General features: G+C 71.5%; 22 protein-coding genes and 2 riboswitches. Of the genes, 13 read left to right on the forward strand and 9 right to left on the reverse strand.

Going from position 1 to position 22,244, the window contains the following annotated elements; all coding sequences use genetic code 11:
• The first annotated feature begins 2 nt into the window (after window positions 1-2).
• Window positions 3-758 (forward strand): GntR family transcriptional regulator, encoded by a 756-nt coding sequence (locus LY13_RS03405; protein ID WP_183649194.1) that lies wholly within the window; start codon window positions 3-5, stop codon window positions 756-758.
• 164 nt (window positions 759-922) lie between these two features.
• Window positions 923-2,008 (forward strand): ICP22 family protein, encoded by a 1,086-nt coding sequence (locus tag LY13_RS03410; protein ID WP_253826642.1) that lies wholly within the window; start codon window positions 923-925, stop codon window positions 2,006-2,008.
• 156 nt (window positions 2,009-2,164) lie between these two features.
• Here LY13_RS03410 and thiE read toward each other — a convergent pair whose 3' ends face one another.
• Window positions 2,165-2,830 (reverse strand): thiamine phosphate synthase, encoded by a 666-nt coding sequence (gene thiE, locus LY13_RS03415; protein ID WP_253826643.1) that lies wholly within the window; start codon window positions 2,828-2,830, stop codon window positions 2,165-2,167.
• Between the two features lie 31 nt (window positions 2,831-2,861).
• Window positions 2,862-2,985: riboswitch (TPP riboswitch) on the forward strand.
• Here thiE and thiO point away from each other — a divergent pair.
• The 4 genes from thiO (at window position 2,980) to LY13_RS03435 (ending at window position 5,717) form a co-directional block, all read left to right on the forward strand.
• Complete coding sequence (thiO, locus tag LY13_RS03420) at window positions 2,980-4,131, forward strand: glycine oxidase ThiO (protein ID WP_253826644.1); 1,152 nt, start codon at window positions 2,980-2,982, stop codon at window positions 4,129-4,131. Its footprint overlaps the riboswitch before it by 6 nt.
• Window positions 4,131-4,331, forward strand: a complete 201-nt coding sequence (gene thiS, locus LY13_RS03425; protein WP_253826645.1) for a sulfur carrier protein ThiS — start codon at window positions 4,131-4,133, stop codon at window positions 4,329-4,331. Before thiO ends, thiS begins: the two co-directional genes overlap by 1 nt.
• Before the next feature lie 16 nt (window positions 4,332-4,347).
• Entirely contained in the window at window positions 4,348-5,127 is a 780-nt protein-coding gene (locus LY13_RS03430; protein ID WP_253826646.1) for a thiazole synthase, read from the forward strand.
• 155 nt (window positions 5,128-5,282) lie between these two features.
• Window positions 5,283-5,717 (forward strand): MarR family winged helix-turn-helix transcriptional regulator, encoded by a 435-nt coding sequence (locus LY13_RS03435; RefSeq protein WP_253826647.1) that lies wholly within the window; start codon window positions 5,283-5,285, stop codon window positions 5,715-5,717.
• A gap of 100 nt (window positions 5,718-5,817) precedes the next feature.
• Here LY13_RS03435 and thiD (LY13_RS03440) read toward each other — a convergent pair whose 3' ends face one another.
• The gene (thiD, locus tag LY13_RS03440) at window positions 5,818-6,657 is read right to left on the reverse strand and encodes a bifunctional hydroxymethylpyrimidine kinase/phosphomethylpyrimidine kinase (protein WP_253826648.1); all 840 of its coding nucleotides are present in this window, start codon (window positions 6,655-6,657) and stop codon (window positions 5,818-5,820) included.
• A 119-nt stretch (window positions 6,658-6,776) separates the two neighbouring features.
• Between thiD (LY13_RS03440) and LY13_RS03445 the strand changes: the two genes are divergently transcribed.
• Window positions 6,777-8,480: a PstS family phosphate ABC transporter substrate-binding protein gene (locus LY13_RS03445; RefSeq protein WP_253826649.1), complete on the forward strand. Its 1,704-nt coding sequence runs from the start codon at window positions 6,777-6,779 to the stop codon at window positions 8,478-8,480.
• A gap of 205 nt (window positions 8,481-8,685) precedes the next feature.
• Entirely contained in the window at window positions 8,686-9,915 is a 1,230-nt protein-coding gene (locus LY13_RS03450) for a phosphodiester glycosidase family protein (protein WP_253826650.1), read from the forward strand.
• A gap of 99 nt (window positions 9,916-10,014) precedes the next feature.
• Here LY13_RS03450 and thiD (LY13_RS03455) read toward each other — a convergent pair whose 3' ends face one another.
• From thiD (LY13_RS03455) to LY13_RS03465, 3 genes are all read right to left on the reverse strand, one after another.
• A complete protein-coding gene (gene thiD, locus LY13_RS03455) occupies window positions 10,015-10,881 on the reverse strand; it encodes a bifunctional hydroxymethylpyrimidine kinase/phosphomethylpyrimidine kinase (RefSeq protein ID WP_253826651.1) in 867 nt (288 codons plus the stop codon).
• Window positions 10,878-12,458 carry a phosphomethylpyrimidine synthase ThiC gene (thiC, locus tag LY13_RS03460; protein ID WP_253826795.1) on the reverse strand — a complete coding sequence of 527 codons (1,581 nt, stop codon included), beginning with the start codon at window positions 12,456-12,458 and terminating at the stop codon, window positions 10,878-10,880. The genes thiD (LY13_RS03455) and thiC overlap by 4 nt, the downstream gene beginning before the upstream one ends.
• A gap of 110 nt (window positions 12,459-12,568) precedes the next feature.
• Window positions 12,569-12,690, reverse strand: a riboswitch (TPP riboswitch).
• 146 nt (window positions 12,691-12,836) lie between these two features.
• Window positions 12,837-13,394: a peptide deformylase gene (locus tag LY13_RS03465; RefSeq protein WP_253826652.1), complete on the reverse strand. Its 558-nt coding sequence runs from the start codon at window positions 13,392-13,394 to the stop codon at window positions 12,837-12,839.
• Window positions 13,395-13,649: 255 nt separating this feature from the next.
• On the opposite strand from LY13_RS03465, the gene LY13_RS03470 reads away from it, so the two are divergent.
• Both LY13_RS03470 and LY13_RS03475 read left to right on the forward strand, forming a co-directional pair.
• On the forward strand, window positions 13,650-13,985 hold the full coding sequence (locus LY13_RS03470) for a DUF3263 domain-containing protein (RefSeq protein ID WP_253826653.1): 336 nt from the start codon (window positions 13,650-13,652) through the stop codon (window positions 13,983-13,985).
• Window positions 13,982-14,743, forward strand: coding sequence for a LytR C-terminal domain-containing protein (locus tag LY13_RS03475; RefSeq protein ID WP_253826654.1), 762 nt, complete (start codon window positions 13,982-13,984; stop codon window positions 14,741-14,743). The genes LY13_RS03470 and LY13_RS03475 overlap by 4 nt, the downstream gene beginning before the upstream one ends.
• A 105-nt stretch (window positions 14,744-14,848) precedes the next feature.
• Here the strand turns inward: LY13_RS03475 and LY13_RS03480 are convergent, their stop codons facing one another.
• The 4 genes from LY13_RS03480 to moeA form a co-directional block, all read right to left on the reverse strand.
• Complete coding sequence (locus tag LY13_RS03480) at window positions 14,849-17,167, reverse strand: AAA family ATPase (RefSeq protein WP_372493732.1); 2,319 nt, start codon at window positions 17,165-17,167, stop codon at window positions 14,849-14,851.
• Between the two features lie 180 nt (window positions 17,168-17,347).
• On the reverse strand, window positions 17,348-18,328 hold the full coding sequence (pssA, locus tag LY13_RS03485; RefSeq protein ID WP_253826656.1) for a CDP-diacylglycerol--serine O-phosphatidyltransferase: 981 nt from the start codon (window positions 18,326-18,328) through the stop codon (window positions 17,348-17,350).
• The gene (locus LY13_RS03490; RefSeq protein WP_253826796.1) at window positions 18,328-18,978 is read right to left on the reverse strand and encodes a phosphatidylserine decarboxylase; all 651 of its coding nucleotides are present in this window, start codon (window positions 18,976-18,978) and stop codon (window positions 18,328-18,330) included. The genes pssA and LY13_RS03490 overlap by 1 nt, the downstream gene beginning before the upstream one ends.
• 203 nt (window positions 18,979-19,181) lie before the next feature.
• The gene (moeA, locus tag LY13_RS03495; RefSeq protein ID WP_253826657.1) at window positions 19,182-20,396 is read right to left on the reverse strand and encodes a molybdopterin molybdotransferase MoeA; all 1,215 of its coding nucleotides are present in this window, start codon (window positions 20,394-20,396) and stop codon (window positions 19,182-19,184) included.
• Window positions 20,397-20,481: 85 nt separating this feature from the next.
• On the opposite strand from moeA, the gene LY13_RS03500 reads away from it, so the two are divergent.
• From LY13_RS03500 to LY13_RS03510, 3 genes are all read left to right on the forward strand, one after another.
• The gene (locus LY13_RS03500; RefSeq protein ID WP_253826658.1) at window positions 20,482-21,159 is read left to right on the forward strand and encodes a TIGR00266 family protein; all 678 of its coding nucleotides are present in this window, start codon (window positions 20,482-20,484) and stop codon (window positions 21,157-21,159) included.
• A 3-nt stretch (window positions 21,160-21,162) separates the two neighbouring features.
• Window positions 21,163-21,756, forward strand: a complete 594-nt coding sequence (locus LY13_RS03505) for an AIM24 family protein (protein WP_253826659.1) — start codon at window positions 21,163-21,165, stop codon at window positions 21,754-21,756.
• Window positions 21,757-22,003: 247 nt separating this feature from the next.
• Window positions 22,004-22,210: a cold-shock protein gene (locus tag LY13_RS03510; RefSeq protein ID WP_030532335.1), complete on the forward strand. Its 207-nt coding sequence runs from the start codon at window positions 22,004-22,006 to the stop codon at window positions 22,208-22,210.
• Window positions 22,211-22,244 lie beyond the last annotated feature (34 nt).

The raw sequence follows: 22,244 nt of genomic DNA on the forward strand, positions 1-22,244 counted from the left end.
CCATGTTGGAGGTTTCCGGAGCGAGGGGCGGTACCGCAACCGTCGCACGACCTGGGCGTGAGCCGAAGTACTGGGCTCTCAAGCAGCATCTGCTGGATCAGCTGGACTCGCTACCGCCGGGGGCGCCGATCCCCACGGAGCGGGCACTCGCCGGGGAGTTCCACGTCTCCCGCACGACGGTCCGGCAGGCGCTGGCGGACCTGACCGCGGAGGGCAGGCTGCACCGGGTGCAGGGCAAGGGCACGTTCGCCGCCGAGCCGAAGGTGGCGCAGCGGTTGCAGCTCTCGTCCTACACGGAGGACATGCTGGCGCAGGGGCTGGAACCCTCGTCGCAGTTGCTCGAGGTGGACGAGGTGTTCGCAGAGGGTGATCTGCCGAAACTGCTCGGTATCCGGACCGGTGCGAAGGTCCTGTTGCTGCGCAGGCTACGGCTCGCCGACGACGAGCCGATGGCACTGGAGACGACCCATCTGCCGCTGGCGCGGTTCCGCGGGCTCAAGCGGCAGATGATCGAGGGCGGGTCGCTGTACGAGGCGCTCGCCGAGCGGTACGGCGTCGAGATGGACCGGGCCGAGGAGACGATCGAGACCTCGCTCGCCGGTCCGGAGGAGGCCGAACTGCTGGGTGCCGACGTCGGTGTTCCGGTGCTGCTGTTGAATCGGCAGACGTTCGGTTCCGACGGCAAGCCGGTGGAGTTCGTGCGGTCGATCTACCGCGGTGACCGCTACAAGTTCGTCACCACCCTCACGAGGCCGTAGGTCGCGACGTCGTCGTCCCCTCACCACACTGTTTCGTCCTCTGTGGACGGTGGTGTGGTGTCCGCGCTCACTCGAACAGTTCTCGCTTCTCGCGAAACGGCGGAACCGCCGGATGCGATGTAGTCGGCAAGGGGCGAGGGAGCGAGCGCGGACCAGAGGGGCGCATGAACGACGACAAGATCGACAGGGGCGGCCGGCGGCACGGTGCGCACACGAACACCGGCCACGCGGACACCGGGCACACGAACACCGGGCAGGACGCTGCGACCGACTACATCGCGGCAGGCGGCGCGGCGCCGGACCGTCCGGTCGCGGACGCCGACAGGACGGACGGTGTCGGCACCGGTGGTGCCGACGAGACCAAGGAGAAGGCCGGGCTGCGGCCCGCTCCGGTGATCGCGGGCGGCATCGCGGCGACCACCGCGGCGTTCCTGTGCTCGTTCTTCGGCGTGTACGGAACGGTGATCGGTACCGGCGCGATCAGCGTGCTGAGCACCGTCGGCAGTGAGCTGTACCTGCGCTCGATGCGGCGGTCCCGCGAGGCGGCGCGCCGGGCGAAGGCCAAGGCCGCGGCGCTCGCCGAGGCGAAGAGCGGCGGCAGGGCGAAGGGCAGGACCGCCGTCCTGCGGCAGTCCCCGGCGTCGGACACCGGGCAGTACGGCCGGGAGTCCGAGCCGACGACGCGCAGGATCCTGTCCAACGCCGACCAGCCGACCGACTACCTCGGCGTGCCGTCGCCCACGGGCGCATCCGGCGCGCCGTCGGCGGGCACGGCGTCGGACACCGCGGGCGTGCGCGGTCTGCTCCGGCGGCGGTGGCCGGTGCTGGCGGCGACGAGTGCCGTCGTGTTCGGCATCGGAATGCTGGTGCTCACGGGGTTCGAACTGGCGACGGGCGAGTCGTTGAACGGCCAGGGTCGCAGCACCGTCAGTGCGATCGTCGGTGACCGTGGTCCGTCCGACTCCGGCTCCGGCGGCGACGTCGGCGATCAGCGCGACGGCGACGCGCCCGCGACGCAGCAGGACGGCGAGCCCGCCTCGCCCGCGGAGCCGACCGGCGAGGCCACGCCGACCGAGGAAGCGCCGCAGCCCTCGGAGGAGCAGGGATCGGAGCGGCCGGACGGGCAGCAGCCCGCTGACGAGCAGGAGCAGGTCGAGGAGCCCGAGCCGACCGAGGTCGAGGAGCCGACGGAGGCGCCCGCGGAGCAGCCGGCCGAACCAGAGCAGAACGAGGCGACCCCGGCTCCGTGAGTCGGGTCCGCGGTCGTCCGGTCCGACGAGCGGGCTCGCAACACGAGCCCCGGAGGGCGCAACACGGTCTCCGGAAAGCGCAACACGGTCCCAGGAGGGCGCAACACGAGCCCCGGGATCCGCAACACGGTCCCCGGAGGGTGCAACACGCGGGGTTTACAGGAGTGCCGCCCGGAGGGTTGCGGCGGCGGTCTGCGGGTCGTCGGCGTCGGTGATGGCACGGACCACGACGGCGCGGTCGGCTCCCGCGGCGCGCACCTCCGGCATGCGCTCGGCGTCGATGCCGCCGATCGCGAACCACGGCCGCGGCGCGCCGACCTCGCCCGCGCCGACCTCGCCCGCGACGTCGCGGACGAGGTCGAGGCCGGGGGCGGTGCGGCCGGGTTTCGTCGGCGTCGGCCAGCAGGGGCCCACGCAGAAGTAATCGACGCCCGGTTCGGACGACGCGGCGGTGGCCTGGTCGAGCGAGTGGGTGGACCGGCCGATCACCACGTCCTCACCGACGACGCGACGCGCGTGCGGCACCGGCAGGTCGTCCTGGCCGAGGTGCAGCACGTCGGCTCCCGAGGCCAGCGCGATGTCGGCGCGGTCGTTGACGGCGAGCAGCGCGCCGCGGCGGGCACACACCTCGGCGAGCGTCTCCAGGGCGGCGAGCTCGTCGGCCGCCTCCATGGCGGGCTTCTCGCGCAGCTGGACGATGTCGACCCCGCCCGCGAGCGCCGCGTCGGCGAACTCCGCAAGGTCGGGGCGCATCGGCGTGCACAGGTACAACCGCGCGTCGGCGAGTCGCGCGCGAATCCGATCACCGCTCAGGCCGGGCATGGCATCACGGTAGCGCGCCGCGGTAGGTTGGTGGTGTCCGCACGGGAGCCCTGCCGGGCTGAGAGGGAGTACCGGGCCGCGTCGCAACGGTGCCGGCTCCGACCGTGGAACCTGATCCGGATCATGCCGGCGCAGGGAGCGTGAATCGTATGTCCGAGCCCGCCGTTCCGGCTTTTCCCGCCGGTGCGACCGAGGTGGCCGTCGTGGGAGGCGGCGTCATCGGCCTGGCCGTCGCGTGGCGGGCCGCGTCCGCGGGACACCGCGTCACCCTGTTCGATCCGGCGCCGGACCGTGCCGCGTCGCGGGTCGCGGGCGGCATGTTGGCGCCCGTCACCGAGGCCTGGCCCGGCGAGGAGGACGTGCTGGCTCTCGGCGAGGAGTCGCTGCGCCGCTGGCCCGCATTCGCCGAGGAGCTGTCGTCCGGCGGGCACGATCCCGCGTTGTCGACGTCGGGCACCGTCGTCGCCGCGTTCGACCGTGCCGACGCCGAGACCCTGCACACGCTCGCCTGCTACCTGCACGAACTGGGCCGCGAGGCGACGTACGTGCCGGCCCGGCGGCTGCGGAGGACCGAACCGGGGCTGTCGGGCGCGATCACGGGCGGCCTCGTCGTGCCCGGCGACCTCGCCGTCGACACGCGCAGACTGCTGGGCGCGCTTCGAGCCGCCGCCGGTTCCCGTGGCGTGGTGGAGGTCGCGGAAGAGGTCGTCGCCGTCGAACCGGGTGTGGTGCGCACCTCGCGGGGCGAGCACGGCGCGGACGCGATCGTCGTGGCCGCGGGAGCGTGGAGCCGGTCGCTGCTGCCGGACGCCGGCCCGCACGTCCGGCCGCTGAAGGGCGAGGTGCTGCGACTGCGTTCGCGGCGCACCACGTTGCCGCCGCCGAGCAGCACGGTGCGGGCGATGGTCGAGGGCGAGCCCGTCTACCTCGTGCCGCGCGCCACGGGCGAATCCGGCGACGGCGACCTCGTTGTCGGTGCGACGCAGTACGAGGCGGGTTTCGACACCGCCGTCACGGCCCGCGGCGTGCGGCGGCTGCTCGACGCCGCCGAGCGCGTGTTCCCCGGAATCGCCGAGTACGAGCTCGTCGAGACCGCCGCGGGCCTGCGGGCGGGCAGCGCCGACAACCTGCCGTTGCTGGGCGAGGTCGCCGACGGCGTGTACGCCGCGACCGGGCACCACCGCGGCGGCCTGCTGCTGGCGCCCGTGACCGCCGACGCGGTCGCCGCGTGGCTGGCGGGCGCCGCACCGCCGCCGGGCGTCGAGGCTGCCCACCCTGATCGTGTGAAGGAGCGGGTCTGATGCACATCCACGTCAACGGCGAGGCGCGCGAACTGCCCGACGACACCACCGTCGCGGGCGTGCTGGCCGCGCTGGACGTGCCGGAACGAGGCGTCGCCGTGGCCGTCGACGGAACGGTGGTGCGCCGTGCCGAGTGGCGCGACGCGGTCGTCGGCGACGGGGCGCACGTGGAGATCCTCACCGCCGTCCAGGGCGGCTGAGGGGACGGAGGCTGACATGACAGGCGACTTCGCGGGAGAGCCGGCGGGCGTGCTGGCGATCGGCGAGCACAAGTTCACGTCGCGGCTGGTTATCGGTACCGGCGGGGCGGCGAACCTCGACGTCCTCGAACGCGCGCTCACCGCGTCGGGAACGGAGCTGACGACCGTCGCGATGCGGCGTGCCGACCTCGGCTCCGGCTCCGGGGTGCTGGACCTGTTGCGGCGGCTCGGCATTGCGCTGCTGCCGAACACCGCGGGTTGCCGCACCGCGGCGGAGGCCGTGCTGACGGCGCAGCTGGCCAGGGAAGCGCTCGGCACGGACCTGATCAAGCTCGAGGTCCACGCCGACGACCGGACGCTGTTGCCGGATCCCATCGAGACGGTCGACGCGGCGCAGCAGCTCGCCGACGAGGGATTCACCGTCCTCGCCTACACCAATGACGACCCGGTGACCGCGTCGCGGCTGGAGGAGGCGGGCTGCGCCGCCGTGATGCCGCTCGGTTCGCCCATCGGCACGGGTCTCGGTATCCGCAATCCGCACAACATCGAGTTGATCGTGGCGCGTGCGAGCGTGCCCGTGATCCTCGACGCCGGCATCGGCACGGCCTCGGACGCCACGCTCGCGATGGAACTCGGCTGCGACGCCGTGCTGCTGTCCACCGCCGTCACGCGTGCCCAGGATCCGGAACGCATGGCGGCGGCGATGCGCGCAGGCGTCACCGCGGGCAGGCTCGCCCGCGAAGCGGGGCGGATTCCACAACGGTTCTGGGCGCAGGCGTCCAGTCCGCCCCGCTGAGTCCGCCCGGCTCGTCACGCCGAGGCGGCCCCGTGCGCGGCCTGTGACGTCGAGGCGCCGGACCACCGGCCGGGACACTTTCCGCGCCGGTTATCCCCGATCGGGTGGAGGGAACGTATGGTGAACGCCCACTCCGTGCGATCGAAGGAGCGTAGGTGACCACGCCGAACGACGTCCCGCATCGGCTGTTCCTGACCATCGGGCGGCTGTCGCGAGCACTGCGGCAGGCCGGCGCGCCCGGGCCGGGCCACGGTGCGATCTCCGCCATGGCGACGCTCGACGTCCAGGGCCCGCTCCGCCTCGGCGACCTCGCGTTGAAGGAGGGCGTCGCGGCGGCGACCATGTCGCGCATCGTGGCCACGCTCGTCGAGTACGGTTTCGTGGCCCGCGAGCCCGACCCGATCGACCGCCGTGCCTGGCTCGCCGAACTCACCGACGAGGGCAGGCGCACTCTCCACGACCTCCGCTCGGAACGGATCCGCGAGTTGTGCAGCCGCATCGAGCGCCTCTCCGACGACCGCCGCAACGCCCTCGAAGCCGCCCTCCCCGCGTTGGAGGCCCTCCTCGACGAGGAGTCCGACCCGGCGTAACCCGCCGTGTTGCTCCCGCCCGTCGCCCGACCACCGCTCGTCACCGACGCGCGGCCGCAGGGATCAGGATCCCGCCCGGACACCCGGCGGAGCCGGAACGTCAGGCGTCGCCGTCGGACTCCTCGGGTGCGAGCCGCCAGAATGCCGACACCGGGCCGATCTTCGCGCCCATCGGGTACGAGTGCTCGACGGCCTTGGTGACGAACGCCTTGGCGAACCGCGCGGCGTCGACCACCGACATGCCGCGCGCGAGTCCCGCCGTCAACGCCGACGCCATCGCATCGCCCGCGCCGTGGGTGTGCGGGGTGTCGTGCCGCGGGCCAGGAAGTTCGACGAACTCGGAGCCGTCGTAGAGGAGGTCGACGCATTCGCGGTCCTGCACCAGGTGGCCGCTCTTGACCAGCACGTACCGCGGTCCGAGGTCGTGGAGCGCGAGCGCGGCGTCCCGCATCCGGGCCCGCCCGGTGACCTCGATGCCGGTGAGCAGGCGCACCTCGTCGAGGTTCGGCGTGAGCACCGTCGCGCGCGGCAGCAGGCGCTCGCGCAGTGCGGTGAGGCCGCCGTCGTCGAACAAGGGGTGCCCGGTCATCGACGCCGCCACCGGGTCGACGACGAACGGTACGCGGGCGTCCCGGCCGATGCCCGCGTCGTCGCAGGCGTCGGCGACCTCGTGGATGATCTCGGCCGACGCCAGCATGCCCGTCTTCGCGGCGTCGACGCCCATGTCGGCGGCCACGGCGGCGATCTGACCCGACACGACGCGTGCCGGGATGTCGGCCCGGTCGTGCACGCCGAGCGTGTTCTGAACCGTCACGGCCGTCACGGCGACGAGCCCGTGCACCCCGCAGGTCAGAAAGGTGCGCAGGTCGGACTGCAGTCCCGCGGCCCCGCCGGAGTCGGAACCGGCGATCGTCAGCGCGGCAGGAGGTCGGGTGGTCATCCCTCCAGTGTCGCTGCCGCGTCGGCGGTCAGGCCAGTGGGCGTAGGAATGAACACAGCGTGAACGGTCGGTTCTTCGGGGTCATCGCAGTCGGTGCCGGCTCGTAGTCTGCGAACACCATGAAGATCGCGGAGACGCTGCAGACCCTCGCGTCGGTGCTGGGGTCGGATCTGGGCCTGCTGGTCGTGTTGGTTCTGTCGGTGCTCGCGATCGCGGCTCCGTTCGTGGACCGCTACCTGATCCGCACGAAACGTCTCTCCTACCGGGTGCTGTACAACTCGAAGCTCGGCGTGAGCCCGGATCTCGACGACGGCGACGTCGCCGCGGGCGTCCCGCCGGGTGCGGACGAGGCGATGCACGAGCTCGCCGACGAGATGAGCCGGATGACGAGCGTGGTCGTGCGGCTGCGCAACGCGGGCATCGACGACATCCGACGTGACGATCTGCGGAACCATCCGTTGACGCTCGACTTCGGCGGCCGCGTCATCTGGAACGCGCGCATCTCCGATCCGAGCGTGGAGGCGCACCGCGGCGCGCACAAGCGCAGCCTCACGTTCCTGCCGCCGGACGGCGAGGTGAGGGAACGCAAGGAGTCGGAGTCCGCGAAGCTCGAGGACGTCCGGAAGACCTCGCGTCGCAGGTTCCCGTGGAGCAGACGGGTGGCCGAGCCGGTCGCGGAACCGGAGTCCGAAACTCCACAGTGGACCAGGCTGCAACTGCGCGGTCTCGAGTTGCAGCGCAAGGAGAAGCTGAAGATCGCTATCGTGCTCCGGGAACCGCCCGGTTCCACCGAGCACACGAAGAAGATCAGCATCCAGGGGCAGCTGACCGGTGGCCGCATCGTGGACGAACGGGAGCAGGCCGGCGTCACGTGGCCGCGCGCCGCGGTCATGGTCGGCATCCTGCTGGTGGGAGTGCTACTGGCGACGTTGCTGGCCAACGCGTCGAGACCCGCGGCCGACCCCGCCGTGGCGTGCGGGGACGGTGAACTCGCCGTCGTGGGCTCCAGTGCGTTCGTGCCCGCGGCCGAGAACATCGCGCGCGCCTACGCGACGGCCTGTCCCGGTGCGGATATCACCACCCGGTCGACCGGCAGCAACGCGGGCGTGCGCGAATTGCTGAGCGATGCCGTCGAGCCGGGTTCGACCGTGGCACTGTCCGACGGCCTCGCGCGTCACGAGAGCGACCGGCTCGACGCCCATCCGCTCGCGGTGATCGTGTACACGCTGGTGGTGCACGAGTCCGTCGGCGTCGACGAGCTGACCACGCAGCAGGTCCGCGGTATCTACAGCGGCAGGTACGACGACTGGAACCAACTGCGCCCCGGCCCGTCGTCGCCGATCCGGATCGTGGGCCGTGGCGGGGAATCCGGCTCCCGCACGACGTTCGAGCAACGCGTGCTCGGCAGGTCGGAGGGGCCGCTGACGTCCGACACGTGCGACGACGCCGACCGGGTCGAGCAGGCCGACGTCGTGCGGTGCGAACGGGGCAGCGAACGCATGGTCCTCGACGAGGTGGCGCGTACCCGCGGGGCGATCGGCTACGTGGACGTGCCGTCGGCCAACGATGCTCGCTCCGAAGGGCGTGACCTCGGTGTCGTCGAGCTCGACGGCGATTACCCCGACCCGGGCAACATTCCGGACGGTTACCCGTTCTGGACGATCGAGTACCTCTACACCAAGGGCGAACCCGACTCGTCGCCGTTGCAGTCCGGCTTCCTCGAGTACCTGCGCAGCGGCACCGCGCGCGACGAGCTGCACAGCGCGGGTTACGTGCCGTGCATGCGCAAGGACAGCCGCCTCCACGCCCTGTGTCGCTGGTGAGAGCTGCGCCGTTGGGGAGCCCTGTGCCGTTGGTGACATGCCGGGCGGCCGAACACGGCGACGCCGCCGGGGCCGGGCTTTCCGGTGAGGACCACGTTCCGGTGCAGACCTCCGCCGACGGTGGGTGTGTTCGTTCACCGGTGTTTCAGCGGGCGGTCCGCCGACGCTCACGTGCCCGGTGTCGAGCGCTGCCAGCCTTCGTGGCATGACCTCGACACGTCAGGTATCCCACTCCCTCGTTTCCGTCTCCGCCGCGTGTGCGGTGCTGTTCGGTGGCGTCGCCGCGCCGCCGGCCGCGATGGCCGACGCCGTGAGCCCCGCCGAGTCGTCCGTGACGCTCGCACCCGGCGTGACGCACCGGTCGTTCACGGTCGACACCGGCGCGGGTGCCGTCCAGGGCCACGTGCTCACCGTCGACGTGCGCAAGGCCCGGCTCGGCCTCCTGCACCCGGGTATCGTCGCCGAGCGGGCGGAGGTTCCCGACATGGCGAACGCCCAGGGCGCGCTCGCGGGTGTCAACGGCGACTTCTTCAACATCAGCGACGCGCACGAGGGTGTCGAACCGACGGGATCGTCGGTCGGTCCCGCCGTTGCCGGTGGGGATGCGCTCAAGGGTGCCGTGCCCGACGGCCAGCGGTTCGGACCCGCGTTGCCCGACGGCACGTCGACGCGTGACGTGTTCGGCGTGGGAGTCGACCGCAAGGCTCGCGTGTCGATACTCGACGTGACCGGCACGGTGCGTACGCCCGACGGCGTCTTCGACGTCGACGGGATGAACCAGTACGCGCTGCCCGAGAACGGCGTCGGCGTGTACACCGCCGACTGGGGGTCGATGAGCCGGGTGCGCCCGACCTGCGGCACGGACACGAATCGCCGCGCACCGTGCAGCGACGAGACCGAGGAGGTCGTCGTGCGCGGCGGCGTCGTCGCCGCCGAACGGGACGAGCCCGGCGAAGGCCCGATCCCGGCCGACGCGACCGTGCTGGTGGGCCGCGAGGACGGCGCCGCTGAGCTGGAGAAACTCGACGAGGGCGACCGGGTGCGGGTTCGCTCGGGCCTGGACGCCGACGCACCCGCGCCGCCGTTCGCGTTCGCCGTCGGCGGGTTTCCCATCCTCCGCGACGGTGCACCGCTGCCCGGTCTCGACACCGGCGTGCTCGCCCCGCGGACGGCCGCGGGCGTCAGCGCGGACGGCCGTACCGCCTACCTGACCGTCGTGGACGGCAGGTCTGCCGAGAGTGCCGGGATGACGGTGGCCGAACTCGCCGAGCTGCTGCGGTCGTTCGGTGCCGTCGACGGCGTCAACCTGGACGGCGGCGGCTCGTCGACGTTCGTCACCCGCGAGCCCGGCGACGCGCGGGTGACCGTGCGCAACGTGCCCTCCGACGGCAAGCCCAGGGCGGTGGCCAACGGCGTGGTCGTGTTCGCCCGCTGAACCGCAACACGGGCTCCGGGATCCGCAACACGAGCCCCGGGATCCGCAACACGGTCCCCCGAGTCCGCAACACGGGCTCCGGGAACCGCAACACGGGCGTCAGGTTTCGGTGTCCAGGCGCCAGAACGGGGAGACCGGGCCGATGCCGTCGCCCAGCGGGTAGGCGTCGGCGACGCAGCGTTCGATGAACCGTTTGCCCTCGCCGGCGGCCGTGGGCACGTCGGCACCCTTCGCCAGGGACGCGGTGATCGCCGACGCGAGCGTGTCGCCGCCGCCGTGGGTGTGCGGGGTGTCGTGGCGCGGGCCGTCGAGCTCCACGTGCGTCGTGCCGTCGGAGAGCAGGTCCACGCAGCGCGGTCCGGTGTCGTGCCCGCCCTTGACCAGCACCCACTGCGGACCGAGCGCGAGTAGAGCGTCGGCGGCGGCCCGCCTGCTCGCGACGTCCGTGACCTCGACGCCGGTGAGCAGGCGGACCTCGTCGAGGTTCGGCGTCACGAGCGTGGCCCGTGGCAGCAGTTCGGTGCGGATCGCCTCCAGGGCTTCCTCGCGCAGGAGCGAATCGCCGTGCATCGAGGCCGCCACCGGGTCGACGACGAAGGGAACGGTCGTCTCGCGGCCGATCCCCACGTCACCGAGGGTCTTCGCGACGGCCGTGATGATCTCCGCCGTCGCAAGCATGCCCGTTTTGGCGGCACGGGTGCCCATGTCCCCGGTCACCGCCCGGATCTGCGCGGTGACGACGTTCGACGGGATCTCGGCGAAGTCCTCGACACCGAGCGAGTTCTGCACGGTCACGGCCGTCACCGCGGTCATGCCGTGCACCCCGCAGGCGAAGAACGTCCGCAGATCCGCCTGGATGCCCGCGCCGCCGCCGGAGTCCGAGCCCGCGATCGTCAGCGCGGTCGGCGGCACGCGCGCGTCCGCCGGGGCCGCGGAGTCCGTTCCCACGGAGGAGTCGGCGGTCATTCGGCCACCGGAAGGTAGACGCGGCCGCCGCGGGAGGTGAACTCCTCCGACTTCTCCTGCATCCCCGCCTCGATCGCTTCCACAGAGGACAGTCCGTGCTCCTCCGCGTAGGCGCGGATGTCCTGCGTGATGCGCATCGAGCAGAACTTCGGCCCGCACATCGAACAGAAGTGCGCGGTCTTCGCGGGTTCGGCGGGAAGGGTCTCGTCGTGGTAGGCGCGCGCGGTGTCGGGGTCGAGCGACAGGTTGAACTGGTCGACCCATCGGAACTCGAACCGTGCCTTCGACAGCGCGTCGTCCCGTTCCTGAGCCCGCGGATGGCCCTTCGCCAGATCCGCGGAATGCGCCGCGATCTTGTAGGTGATAACTCCGGTCTTCACGTCGTCACGGTTGGGCAGGCCGAGGTGCTCCTTCGGCGTGACGTAACACAGCATCGCCGTGCCGTGGCGGGCGATCTCCGCCGCGCCGATGGCCGACGTGATGTGGTCGTAGGCCGGTGCGATATCCGTCGCGAGTGGGCCGAGCGTGTAGAACGGCGCCTCGCCGCAGAGCTCCTCCTCGAGCTCGACGTTCTCCTTGATCTTGTCCATCGGCACGTGACCGGGGCCTTCGATCATCACCTGCACCCCGTGGTCGCGGGCGATGTGGGTCAGCTCGCCGAGGGTCTCGAGTTCCGCGAACTGGGCGCGGTCGTTGGCGTCGGCGATCGAACCGGGGCGCAGTCCGTCGCCGAGGGAGAAGGTGACGTCGTAGGACCGCAGGATCTCGCACAGTTCGGAGAAGTGCGTGTACAGGAACGACTCCCGGTGGTGGGCCAGGCACCACGCGGCCATGATCGAACCGCCGCGGGAGACGATGCCCGTCACTCGCTGAGCCGTCAGCGGGACGTACCGCAGCAGCACTCCCGCGTGGACGGTCATGTAGTCGACGCCCTGTTCGCACTGCTCGATGATCGTGTCGCGGTACAGCTCCCACGTCAGCTTCTCGGGCTCGCCGTCGACCTTCTCGAGCGCCTGGTAGATCGGCACGGTGCCCACCGGCACCGGTGAGTTGCGGAGGATCCACTCCCGCGTCTCGTGGATCCGTTTGCCCGTGGACAGATCCATGATCGTGTCGGCGCCCCAACGTGTCGCCCACACCATCTTCTCGACCTCTTCCTCGACCGACGACGTCACCGCCGAGTTGCCCAGGTTGGCGTTGACCTTCACGAGGAAGTTCTTGCCGATGATCATCGGCTCGGACTCCGGATGCCTGCGGCTGACCGGAATCACGGCGCGCCCGGAGGCCACTTCGGACCGGACGAACTCGGCGGACATGCCTTCGCGGACGGCGATGAACTCCATCTCCGGAGTGATCACCCCGTCGCGCGCCCATTCGAGCTGCGTACGGTTCTCGGATGCCCAGCCGCGACGCAGTGGATACAGTCCACTGTGGACGTCGATGTCGGCGTCGGAGTCCGTGTAAGGGCCGGACGTGTCGTAGACGTCGAAGTGCTCGCCGTTGGTGAGCGAAATGCGGCGGACCGGCACCTGGAGGCCGGATTCGGTGGGTGCGTACGCCTTGGCGGAACCCTCGATCGGTCCCGTCGTGACGGCCGAGTTCGGGACCGAGGAGTTCGTGGTGGAGGCGCCGGGGCCACCGTTGGATTCGGCGGTCGCGGACACGGCGGAATTGTCGGAAACAGGCGTCGGCAACGACGTTCACTCCCTACGCTGGCATTATCCAGTCAGGTTCGTGCGGTCGGCGACACCGGGTCGGCCCCAGTCGCCCTCTCAGCCCGCCAAGGCGCGAGCTCCCGCGTTCGATGTAGTTCTTCCGTCAGCGACGATGCCAGCATCGGCCGCGACAAGCAACAGGCGGGCGCTCGCGAATTCCGTCGCGAACGCCCGCCTGGAGGTATGGAGGCCGGAAATCCCGTCGTGGACGGTGGTTCCGGCGGAGAGAAGGGCCGGGCGTCACGGCTCCTTCGGGGGAAGCCAGCTGTTGCCCGCCGCCGTCCAGTCGTTCTTCTTGAGCATCTTCTTCGCCGCGCGGGCGTACCTGCCCGTGAGCCGGTCGAGGTAGATGTAGCCGTCGAGATGGTCGGTCTCGTGCTGCAGGCAGCGAGCGAAGTATCCGGTGCCTTCGACCTCGACGGGTTTGCCGTCGGCGTCGAATCCGGTCACCTTCGCCCACGAGGCGCGTCCGGTCGGGTACGCCTCGCCCGGCACGGACAGGCAGCCTTCCCAGTCGTCGTCCGGGTCGGGCATCGTCTCCGGGATCTCGGACGTCTCGAGCTTGGGGTTCACCACGACACCCTTGTGCCGCACGCCCTCGTCGTCGGGGCAGTCGTACACGAACAGACGCAGGTCGAGGCCGATCTGGTTGGCTGCGAGCCCGACGCCCTCGGCCGCGTACATCGTCTCGAACATGTCGTCGACGAGTGCGGCCAGCTTGTCGTCGTACTCCGTCACCTCGCGGGTGGGGTTGTGCAGCACGGGGTCACCGGCGATGACGATGGGATGGATGCTCACCCGACCCATTGAAGCAGCGTCGCGGAGCGACTCCGTGGGGGGTTGGCGGTCGGGTGACGGGCGGGCCAGCGTCGCGGAGCCTCTCCGCGGGCGCTCGCCGCGGCGCCCCGGCCGGAACCGGCGACGGTGTGTGACGTCGCTGTGACGGGACGCGCCGGGGGCGGGTTACACCACTGGCGGTGGTCGTGCGTGATCTAATGGCGCCTGCGGAAACCACATCCGTGTTATTCGCCGAGAACGCCTGCGAGGAGCCACATGGACGCCGCGGAGTCGACGGGGGACAACGGTACATCGTCGTCGCCGAGGGAGTCCTCGCCGGACAGTGCCGACGCGGGCGGCGGGCTCACGGAGCGTGAGCGTGAGGTGCTCGCGTTCGAGCGGCAGTGGTGGAAGTACGCGGGCGCGAAGGAACAGGGCATCCGGGAACTGTTCGCGATGTCGCCGACGCGCTACTACCAGATTCTGAATCGACTTATCGACAAACAGGACGCCATGCAGGCCGACCCGATGCTGGTGAAGCGGCTTCGGAAGGCCCGCGCGTCCCGGCAGCGGGTGCGTGCGGCGCGCCGGTTGGGGATTGAGCTGTCATGAGCATTTTCGACGGTCTGTCCAGGCCCCTGCGTGCCGCGGGGCTCGGCCTGCTGGCGGTCGCGGTGATCGCGGCGGTGATCGGTGGCGTCACCGTGGTGACGGGCGGTGACGATCCGGACCCGGCCGCGCAGGAGACCTCGGAGACGAACACGCCCGGCAACGGTGACGGCGGACAGTCCGGTTCGCCGGACGGTCAGCAGCCCGACTCCGGGGACGGCTCCGGCGACAACGACGGCGGCGACGGCAGCGGTGGGAACGGCGGCGACGGCTCCGACGGCGACGGGTCCGGCAGCGGTAACGGCAGTGATGGCGGTTCCGGGGACGGCAGCACGGACGGCGGAGACGGTGCCGACGGAGGCGGATCCGCGGACGGCACCGGCAATGGCAACGGCTCCGGGAACGGCTCCGGGAACGGCTCCGGCAACGGCGGCTCCGCGAACGGCGGCGAGAACCAGAAGGTGAACATCAAGTCGGTCCACGTGCGGGTGTACAACAACTCCACGATCCGCGGGCTGGCGCGCACCGCCGCCGACGACCTGCGTGCGCAGGGCTGGAACGTCGTCGAGGAGTCGAACTACTCCGACGGCATCATCCCGGAGAGTACCGCCTACTTCCGCCCCGGCACCGACGAGGAGCACGCGGCCCGCGTGCTCGCCTCGGACCTCGGCATCAAGTTCGCGAAGCGGTTCGACGGCATCCAGGACTCGAGCCCCGGCGTCATCGTGATCGTGACGAAGGACTACGCCCAGAACCGCTGACCCCGGAGAGGTCGTGCCCGGAGGTCGGGACCCGGGCGCCGCGCCCCGGTGCACCCCGGACGTCACCACCTCGGGCGCCTGCCGGGCCGACCGGCGTGTGCCGGGTCACCGGTTGCGGGCGTACTCCTCCAGGTCGGCGAGCTGTTGCGGGTCGAGCGATGGGCGGACGACGCTGCGTGCCTTGTCGAGGTGCGCAGCGGTGACCTCGGTGGCCTCGAGCGATTCGCGCATCGCGGTCAGCGCGGCCTCGCGGATCAGCGCCGCGCAGTCGGCCGCCGAGTAGCGTTCCAGGGCCGTGGCGAGTTCGGCCAGGTCCACGTCGTCGGCGAGCGGCGTGTTCTTGGCCGCCGAGCGCAGGATGTCCGCGCGGGCCTCGGCCGTCGGCGGCGGCACGTAGATCTGCCGCTCCAGCCTGCCGGGCCGCAGCAGGGCCGGGTCGACGAGTTCGGGCCGGTTCGTGGCGCCGAGGACGACGACGTCGCGCAGCGGTTCGACCCCGTCGAGCTCGGTCAGCAGCGCGGCGACGACCCGGTCGGCCACGCCGGAGTCGCTGCCCTGGCCGCGGCGGGGCGCGAGGGCGTCGACCTCGTCGAGGAAGATCAGTGACGGGGCGGCTTCGGCGGCCCGGTGGAACAGCTCACGCACGGATCGTTCCGATTCGCCGACGAACTTGTCCATCAGCTCGGCACCCTTGACCGCGAACACGTTGAGCGCGCCCTCCCCGGCGAGTGCGCGCACGAGGAACGTCTTGCCGTTGCCCGGTGGGCCGTACAGCATGACGCCGCGGGGTGGTGCCACGCCGAGGCGTGCGAACGAGTCCGGGTAGCGCAACGGCCACAGCACGGCCTCGGTGAGCGACTGTTTGATGTCGTCCATGCCGCCGACGTCGTCGAGCGTCAGTCCGCCGGTGGCGAGCGTGTCCGATTCGGACATCGAAATCGGACGGACCGACGAGAGCGCGTCGACCAGGTCCTGCTGGGCGATGGTGGGCTCGCCGCCGCTCGCGGTGTCGTCGTCGCGCTGACGGAGGGCGCCGCGTACGGCGGCGTCGCGGCGCAGGGCGAGCAGGTCGGCGGCCACGAACCCGGGTGTGCGCTCGGCGATCGCCCCGAAATCCACATCGGATTCCACGGGGACGTCGCGGAACAGGATGCGCAGCAGGTCGGTGCGCACGCCGGCGTCCGGCTGGGAGAGCGTCAGTTCGCGGTCGAGCAGGTCGGCGGCCAGCAGGCGCGGGTCGACCGACTCGGGGTGGGCGGTCGTGGCGACGAGGGCGAAACCCGGTTCGGCGAGCGCCTGCCGGATCCGGTCGAGGAGCACGGTCGCCACGGGCGGTTGCTGATGGGCGGGAAGCAGCGCGTCGACGTCGGTGAGCAGCAGCACGCCCGAACCGTCGCCGGACGTGACGGCGTCGACGGCGCGGGCGAGGCGGTTCAGCGCGGCGTCGGGTTCGAGTACCGCGAGCGTCGGAGCGGCGAGGGTCACGACCCGGACCTTCTCGGCGTGGGCGACCGACCGTGCCAGCGTGGCCTTGCCGACGCCTTCCGGCCCGGCGAGCAGCACGCCGAGTCGCGACGACGTGCCGAGCTTGGCGAGCAGCTCCGGACGGTGGAAGGCGAGGTCGAACCACTCGGCGAGGGTGCGCGCCGCTGCGGAGTGGCCTGCGAGTTCGGACACCGGGACAGTGTCGGCGGTGTCCGACGGTTCGGTCACGGCGATCTCGGCGACGTCGGGCCCGGCCGCGGACTCGGTGGCGGCCGAGGAGGAACCGGCGCGCGGTGCCTGCAACGGGGTCGACTGTGCCTGTGCCGCGGTGCCGCCGGCGTCGGTGACGGTCTCCGCGGCCGGAGCGGTGTCGTCGCCGCGCCAGCGCACCACCGTGGACTGGCCGACCACGACGGGACCTGTCGCCGGGTCGGTGGCGGTGACGGTGAGCAGTTCCGTCGTCCACGTCGCGCCCACCGTGCGGGAGAGCGTGCCGCGGACCGCCGCCACGTCCGTTCCCGGCGGCGGCGACAGGTCCTGGGGCAGCAGCGACACGGCGTCGCCGACGGTCAGCACCTTGCCCGCAAGCGCTTGCCGCAGGGTCGTCGCCGTGACCGACATCGTGGCGAGCCGGGAGCCCGACACGGTGACGGTGCGCGCGACGGTCGCGGCACACGGTGCGACGACGATCTCGGAGCCCTCGGTGACACCCAGGTTCGACATCGTGACGTCGTCGGCCAGCACGACTCCGGGCGCGCCGTCCTCGGCAGGTGCGGCCAGTGCGGCGCTGGCACGGGCACCTGTGAGGCGCACCGCGTCCCAGGACCGCAGGCCGAGGGCGTCCAGCACCTCGGGATGCAGGCGGACGACTCCGCGGCGCGAGTCGAGTGCGGACGGCGTGTGCCGGACGGTGAGCGTGATCTGAGCGGAGGACGTCACAGCGGCCACTCTAGGAGGTGTCGATGCCCCCAAGGGCACTTTGGTCGCGTTCAATGCAACCAAAGTGCCCTTGGGGGCGTTCAACGCGACGAATCTTCCCCTCGCACGCGCCTGGAGTATTCGTGACCGGAGTGCCCACAGCAGTCCGGCACGTGGCGCGGCGTAGGCGGCCGCCTGGTCTCAGCGTTCGCGTTGGCGGAGTCCGATGCGGCGCCAGCCGCGCTTGCGGGACGACGTCCGTGCCGGATCGACGGGCGGATACACCCGTGAGACGTGCGAGGTGGCGGGCCCGGTGCCGGACCCGTCGGAGCGCTGGACGGCCCTGCGCGCGGCACCGGCCACCTGGCGGAGCCGCGGCCTGCGCAGCCCCAGCCGCCGCTGCCCGCGCAGGCCCCTGCGCATCGCACGCCGTTCGCGTCCCGGCACGTCCCACGCCTCGGGGTGCGCGGCGAGCCAGTGGTACCGCCGCACCGCGTACGGGATGTGGGCCAGGTACAGCACCAGTGCCGCCGCGAGAGCGATCAGCGGGTACTGGATGACCGCGGCCGCGAGCAGGCCGACGCCCACGAGCAGCGGCGCGACCGCCTTGGCGGGTGCGCGCAGCTTCTTCAGCGACAGGGTGGGGATGCGGCTGATCAGCAACGCCGCCGTGGCGACCGTCCACAGCCACACCACCGGCTGCGACGACCACCAGCCGGTGCCGAACTCGAGCGTGACGATCACCGGCAACAGCGCCGTCAACCCGCCCGCGGGAGCGGGCACGCCGACGAAGAACTCGTTCGCGAACGGCGGTTGGTCCTCGTCGAGCAGCGTGTTGAACCGGGCCAGCCGCAACACCATGCAGACCGCGAAGATCAGCGCGACGACCCAGCCGAACCGGTCGTCGCCGGGCAGCCACACGTACAGCACCAGCGCGGGGGCGACGCCGAACGAGATCGCGTCGGACAGCGAGTCGAGCTCGGCACCCATCTTCGACGACGCGTCGAGCAGGCGGGCGATCCGCCCGTCGAGACTGTCCAGGATCGCCGCCACGCCGATGGCGCCGATGGACAGCACGTAGTCGCCTGTCAGGGCGAACTGCACGGCGGAAAGGCCCGCGCACAGGGCGAGCACGGTGATGGCGTTCGGCAGCAGCCGGACGCCAGGAGTGGTCCGCGACATCACGGTCGGTCCCTCGCAGCGGGGGCGGTGTCGGCGATGGCGGTTTCGCCGCCGATGGTGCGCTGGCCCTCGCGGACGAGGACGCGGCTGTCCGGCGGCAGGTAGGTGTCGACGCGGGAACCGAAGCGGATCAGCCCGTAGGTCGTGCCGACGTCGTGGCGCTCGCCCTTGGCGACCTGGCACACGATGCGCCGCGCGACCAGCCCGGCGATCTGCGTGACGACCACCTCGCGGCCCGCGTCGGTGCGCAGCAGCAGCGAGTTGCGCTCGTTGTCCTCGCTGGCCTTGTCGAGGTCGGCGGACAGGAACGTGCCCGGCCGGTAGGCCACGCGTTCCACGGTGCCGCCGACGGGCATGCGCTGCACGTGGACGTCGAACATCGACAGGAACACGCTCACGCGGGTGCGCGGCCGGTCGGGCAGACCGAGCTCGGCGGGCGGTACGGCGTCGGAGATCAGCGACACGGTGCCGTCCGCGGCGGCGACGACCAGGTCCTCGCGTTGCGGCGGCACGCGGTGCGGTTCGCGGAAGAACGCCGCCGTCGCGAGCGTGCCCAGGCCGGCGACGACACCGAGGCCCGTCGACACCTTGCGCAAGGCGAGCGTCGCGGCGAGACCGCCGAGCACGAACGGTCTGCCGGCCGGATGCATCGGCGGCAGCGTTTCCCTGGTGAGCGCCGCGGCGTGGCCGAGGGCTCCGGAGATCGTGGAGGCCCCGGAAGCCTGGTCGGTCGTGGACGCCGGTATGCCGTCGGAAGCCATGGTGCGGTCGTCTGTTCCGTTCGCGTAGGTGAACCTCGAACGCGACCACGCTACTCCGCGCGGGTAACGCCCCGGCGGCCGCCTCACGTCCGTCAGAGCAGCATCACGTCCACCTCGGAGCCGGAGGGTGCCTCGGTGGTGTCCTCGTCGAGCACGATCAGGCAGTTGGCCTGCGACAGCGCCGCGAGCAGGTGTGAGGCCGGGCCGCCGCGCGGGCCGACCACACCGGTCACGTCCCCGTCGGGGTGCGAGTAGAAGCCGCGGCGGAACTGGCGTTTGCCTCGCGGCGACGTGAGCGTCTCGAGCAGTCGCGCGCGCACCACGGTGCGGTCGGGGTCGGAGTGGCCGAGCGAGGAGCGGATCGCGGGCCGCAGGAACGCCTCGAACGACACCAGCACGCTCACCGGGTTGCCGGGCAGCGTGACGACGGGGACGCCGTCCCACGTGCCGCATCCCTGGGGGCCGCCGGGCTGCATCGCGACCTTCGTGAACGTCACGCCCGCCCCGGTCAGCGTGTCCTTCACGACCTCGTAGGCGCCTGCGCTGACACCGCCGGAGGTGACGACGAGGTCGACCTCGGCGAGCCACGGTTCGATGGCCGCGCGGAAGCTGTCGACGTCGTCGGCGACGCTGCGGACCGTGTGCACCTCGCACCCCAGTGCCCGGAGCGCCGCGCCGAGCATGACGCTGTTGGACTCGTAGATCCGGCCGTGGGCCAGCGGTTCCGGGGGCAGCACCAGCTCCGTGCCGGTCGACACCACGAGCACGCGCGGTGCTGCGATGACTGCGAGGGTGTCCCTCCCGACGGCCGAGGCGAGGCCCAGCTGGGCGGGTCCGCACACGGTGCCCGCCTCGAGTGCGACGGTCCCCACCGCGACGTCCTCACCGGTGCGGCGCACGTGCGTGCCCGGCGCCGACTCGGCGTGGATCCGCACGCGCGACGTGCCGCCGTCGGTCCGTTCGACCATCACCACGGCGTCGGCTCCCTCGGGCATGGGGGCGCCGGTCATGATGCGGTGCGCCGTGCCGGGCGGCAGCGCGGGCACGTCGGTGAGGCCCGCGGGGATGTCGGTCCCGACGCTCAACTCGACGGGCGTGTCCTCGCTCGCGCCCGCGACCTCGGCGGAGCGCACGGCGTAGCCGTCCATCGCGGAGTTGTCGAACGGCGGCAGCGACACGGTCGCCGCGACGTCCTCGGCCAGTACCAGTCCGGCGCACTCGGTGACGGGCCTGCTCACCGCGGGCCTGCGGCCCAGCAGCTCGGTCACCTGTGCGCGGTGTTCGTCGACGGAGATCACGCCGGTCATCCTCCTCGCCGATGGTGGCTGTGTCAGACTCTCCCCGCTCGGAGCCCCAGGGAGGCGGACTCCGTGTCACACGTGGGGAGGTTTCGTGCAGGTACAGCTGCGGCACCAGCCGTCGTTCGCGGTCGGGCGCATCATGCTCGCCCCGGGCGAGCCCGTCCAGGTCGAAGCGGGCGCGATGGTCGCGACGAGTTACGGCGTGCAGGTGCAGGCGTCCACACAGGGCGGCGTGATGAAAGGGCTCGGGCGGGCCGTGTTCGGCGGCGAGTCGATGTTCATCAGCACCTACACCGCGCCGCAGAACGGGGGCTGGGTCGACGTCGCGGCGTGCCTGCCCGGTGACCTGCAGGTGATCAACCTCGACGGCCGGATGGGCTGGTGCATCACCCGCGGGTCGTGGATCGCCTCGGCCCACACCGTCAACCTGCAGACCCAGTGGGGCGGGTTCAAGAACCTGTTCGGCGGCGAGGGCGGTTTCCTGACGTACGCGGCGGGCCAGGGGCCGGTGCTCGTGTCGTGCTACGGCGCGCTCGAGGTCGTCAACCTGCAGCCGGGCGAGATGGTCACGATCGACTCCGGTCACGTGGTGGCCTACGCGGAGACGGTCCAGTCGCAGCTGCGCACGATCTCCGGCGGCATGATGCAGAGCGCCAAGAGCGGCGAGGGGCTGGTGTTCGACTTCGCGGGCCCCGGCCAGATCATGACCCAGACCCGCAACCCGTCGGCCCTGGCGGCGTGGGTCGTGCAGCAGGTGCCAGGGCGGTAGGGCATGGAGGTCCACACCCGGCACACGCCGACGTTCGGTGTCGCCCGCATCGTGCTCGCCGAGGGTGAGGCGGTGCAGGCGCCGGCGAAGGCGATCATGGCGAGCAGCTTCGGCGTGTCCGTGTCCCGGCCCGTGCGCGGTGAGCCGACGGTGCTGACCGCGCCCTCCGGCGGCGGCTGGGTCGACCTCGCCCCGGAGACGCCCGGTGACGTCTACCCGCTCGGCTTCGACGGGCGCAGCGGCTGGTGCGTCTCCACGGTGCCGGAGTCGCGGGTGCTGGCCCGGCCCGCGTCGATCCGGCGGGACGGGACGTGGCCCGGGTTGCAGCACCTGTTCGGCGGCGATCACGGGTTCCTCGAGCACTACGGCGGGACGGGGTCGCTCGTGCTGAGCGCGAAGGGCCCGGTCGACCTGCTCAACCTCGATGCGGGCGAGATGGTCACGGTGCGGCCCGCGTTCCTGGTCGCTTATCCGGACACGATCCAGGTTCGGTTGCGGGCCCTCGACCCGGCGGGGCCACAGTCCGTGCGCACCGGACAGGGACTGGCTCTGGATTTCGCCGGTCCCGGTACGGTTCTGGTCCAGGCCAGGCGCTGATTTTCCCGGTTTTCCCGGGAGTTCACCGTGCAGGTGATTCACTTTTCAACGGTCGTCGTGGGCTGTGTGGGTGAACCGGATTCTCGTGGATGTCACTCACCGCGCACGTCGGGCGGCGAGATGTCGGCGAACCCGTTACCGCAAATTGACCATTGCCGAGCCGTGTGATTCCGGTAGCGTGATCGACGCTTGGAGCGCAGACAGGCTGCGTTCGGAGCGTTTTTCGGTTTGCTACAAGGAGGACGCCGTGGCAGTCGGCACGGTCAAATGGTTCAACGCGGAAAAGGGCTACGGCTTCATCGAGTCCCCGGAGGGGCCCGACGTTTTCGTGCATTACTCCGCGATTCAGGCAGAAGGATTCCGCACCCTCGACGAGGGTGACCGGGTGGAGTTCGAGATCACCGCGGGGCGGGACGGCCGCAGTCAGGCTGCCGACGTCAAGAAGGTCTCGTAACTCCCGTTTTTCTTCTCGACCGGGGATCCTCCGG

It is taken from the genome of Prauserella aidingensis, assembly GCF_024171865.1.
Classification (GTDB): domain Bacteria; phylum Actinomycetota; class Actinomycetes; order Mycobacteriales; family Pseudonocardiaceae; genus Prauserella; species Prauserella aidingensis.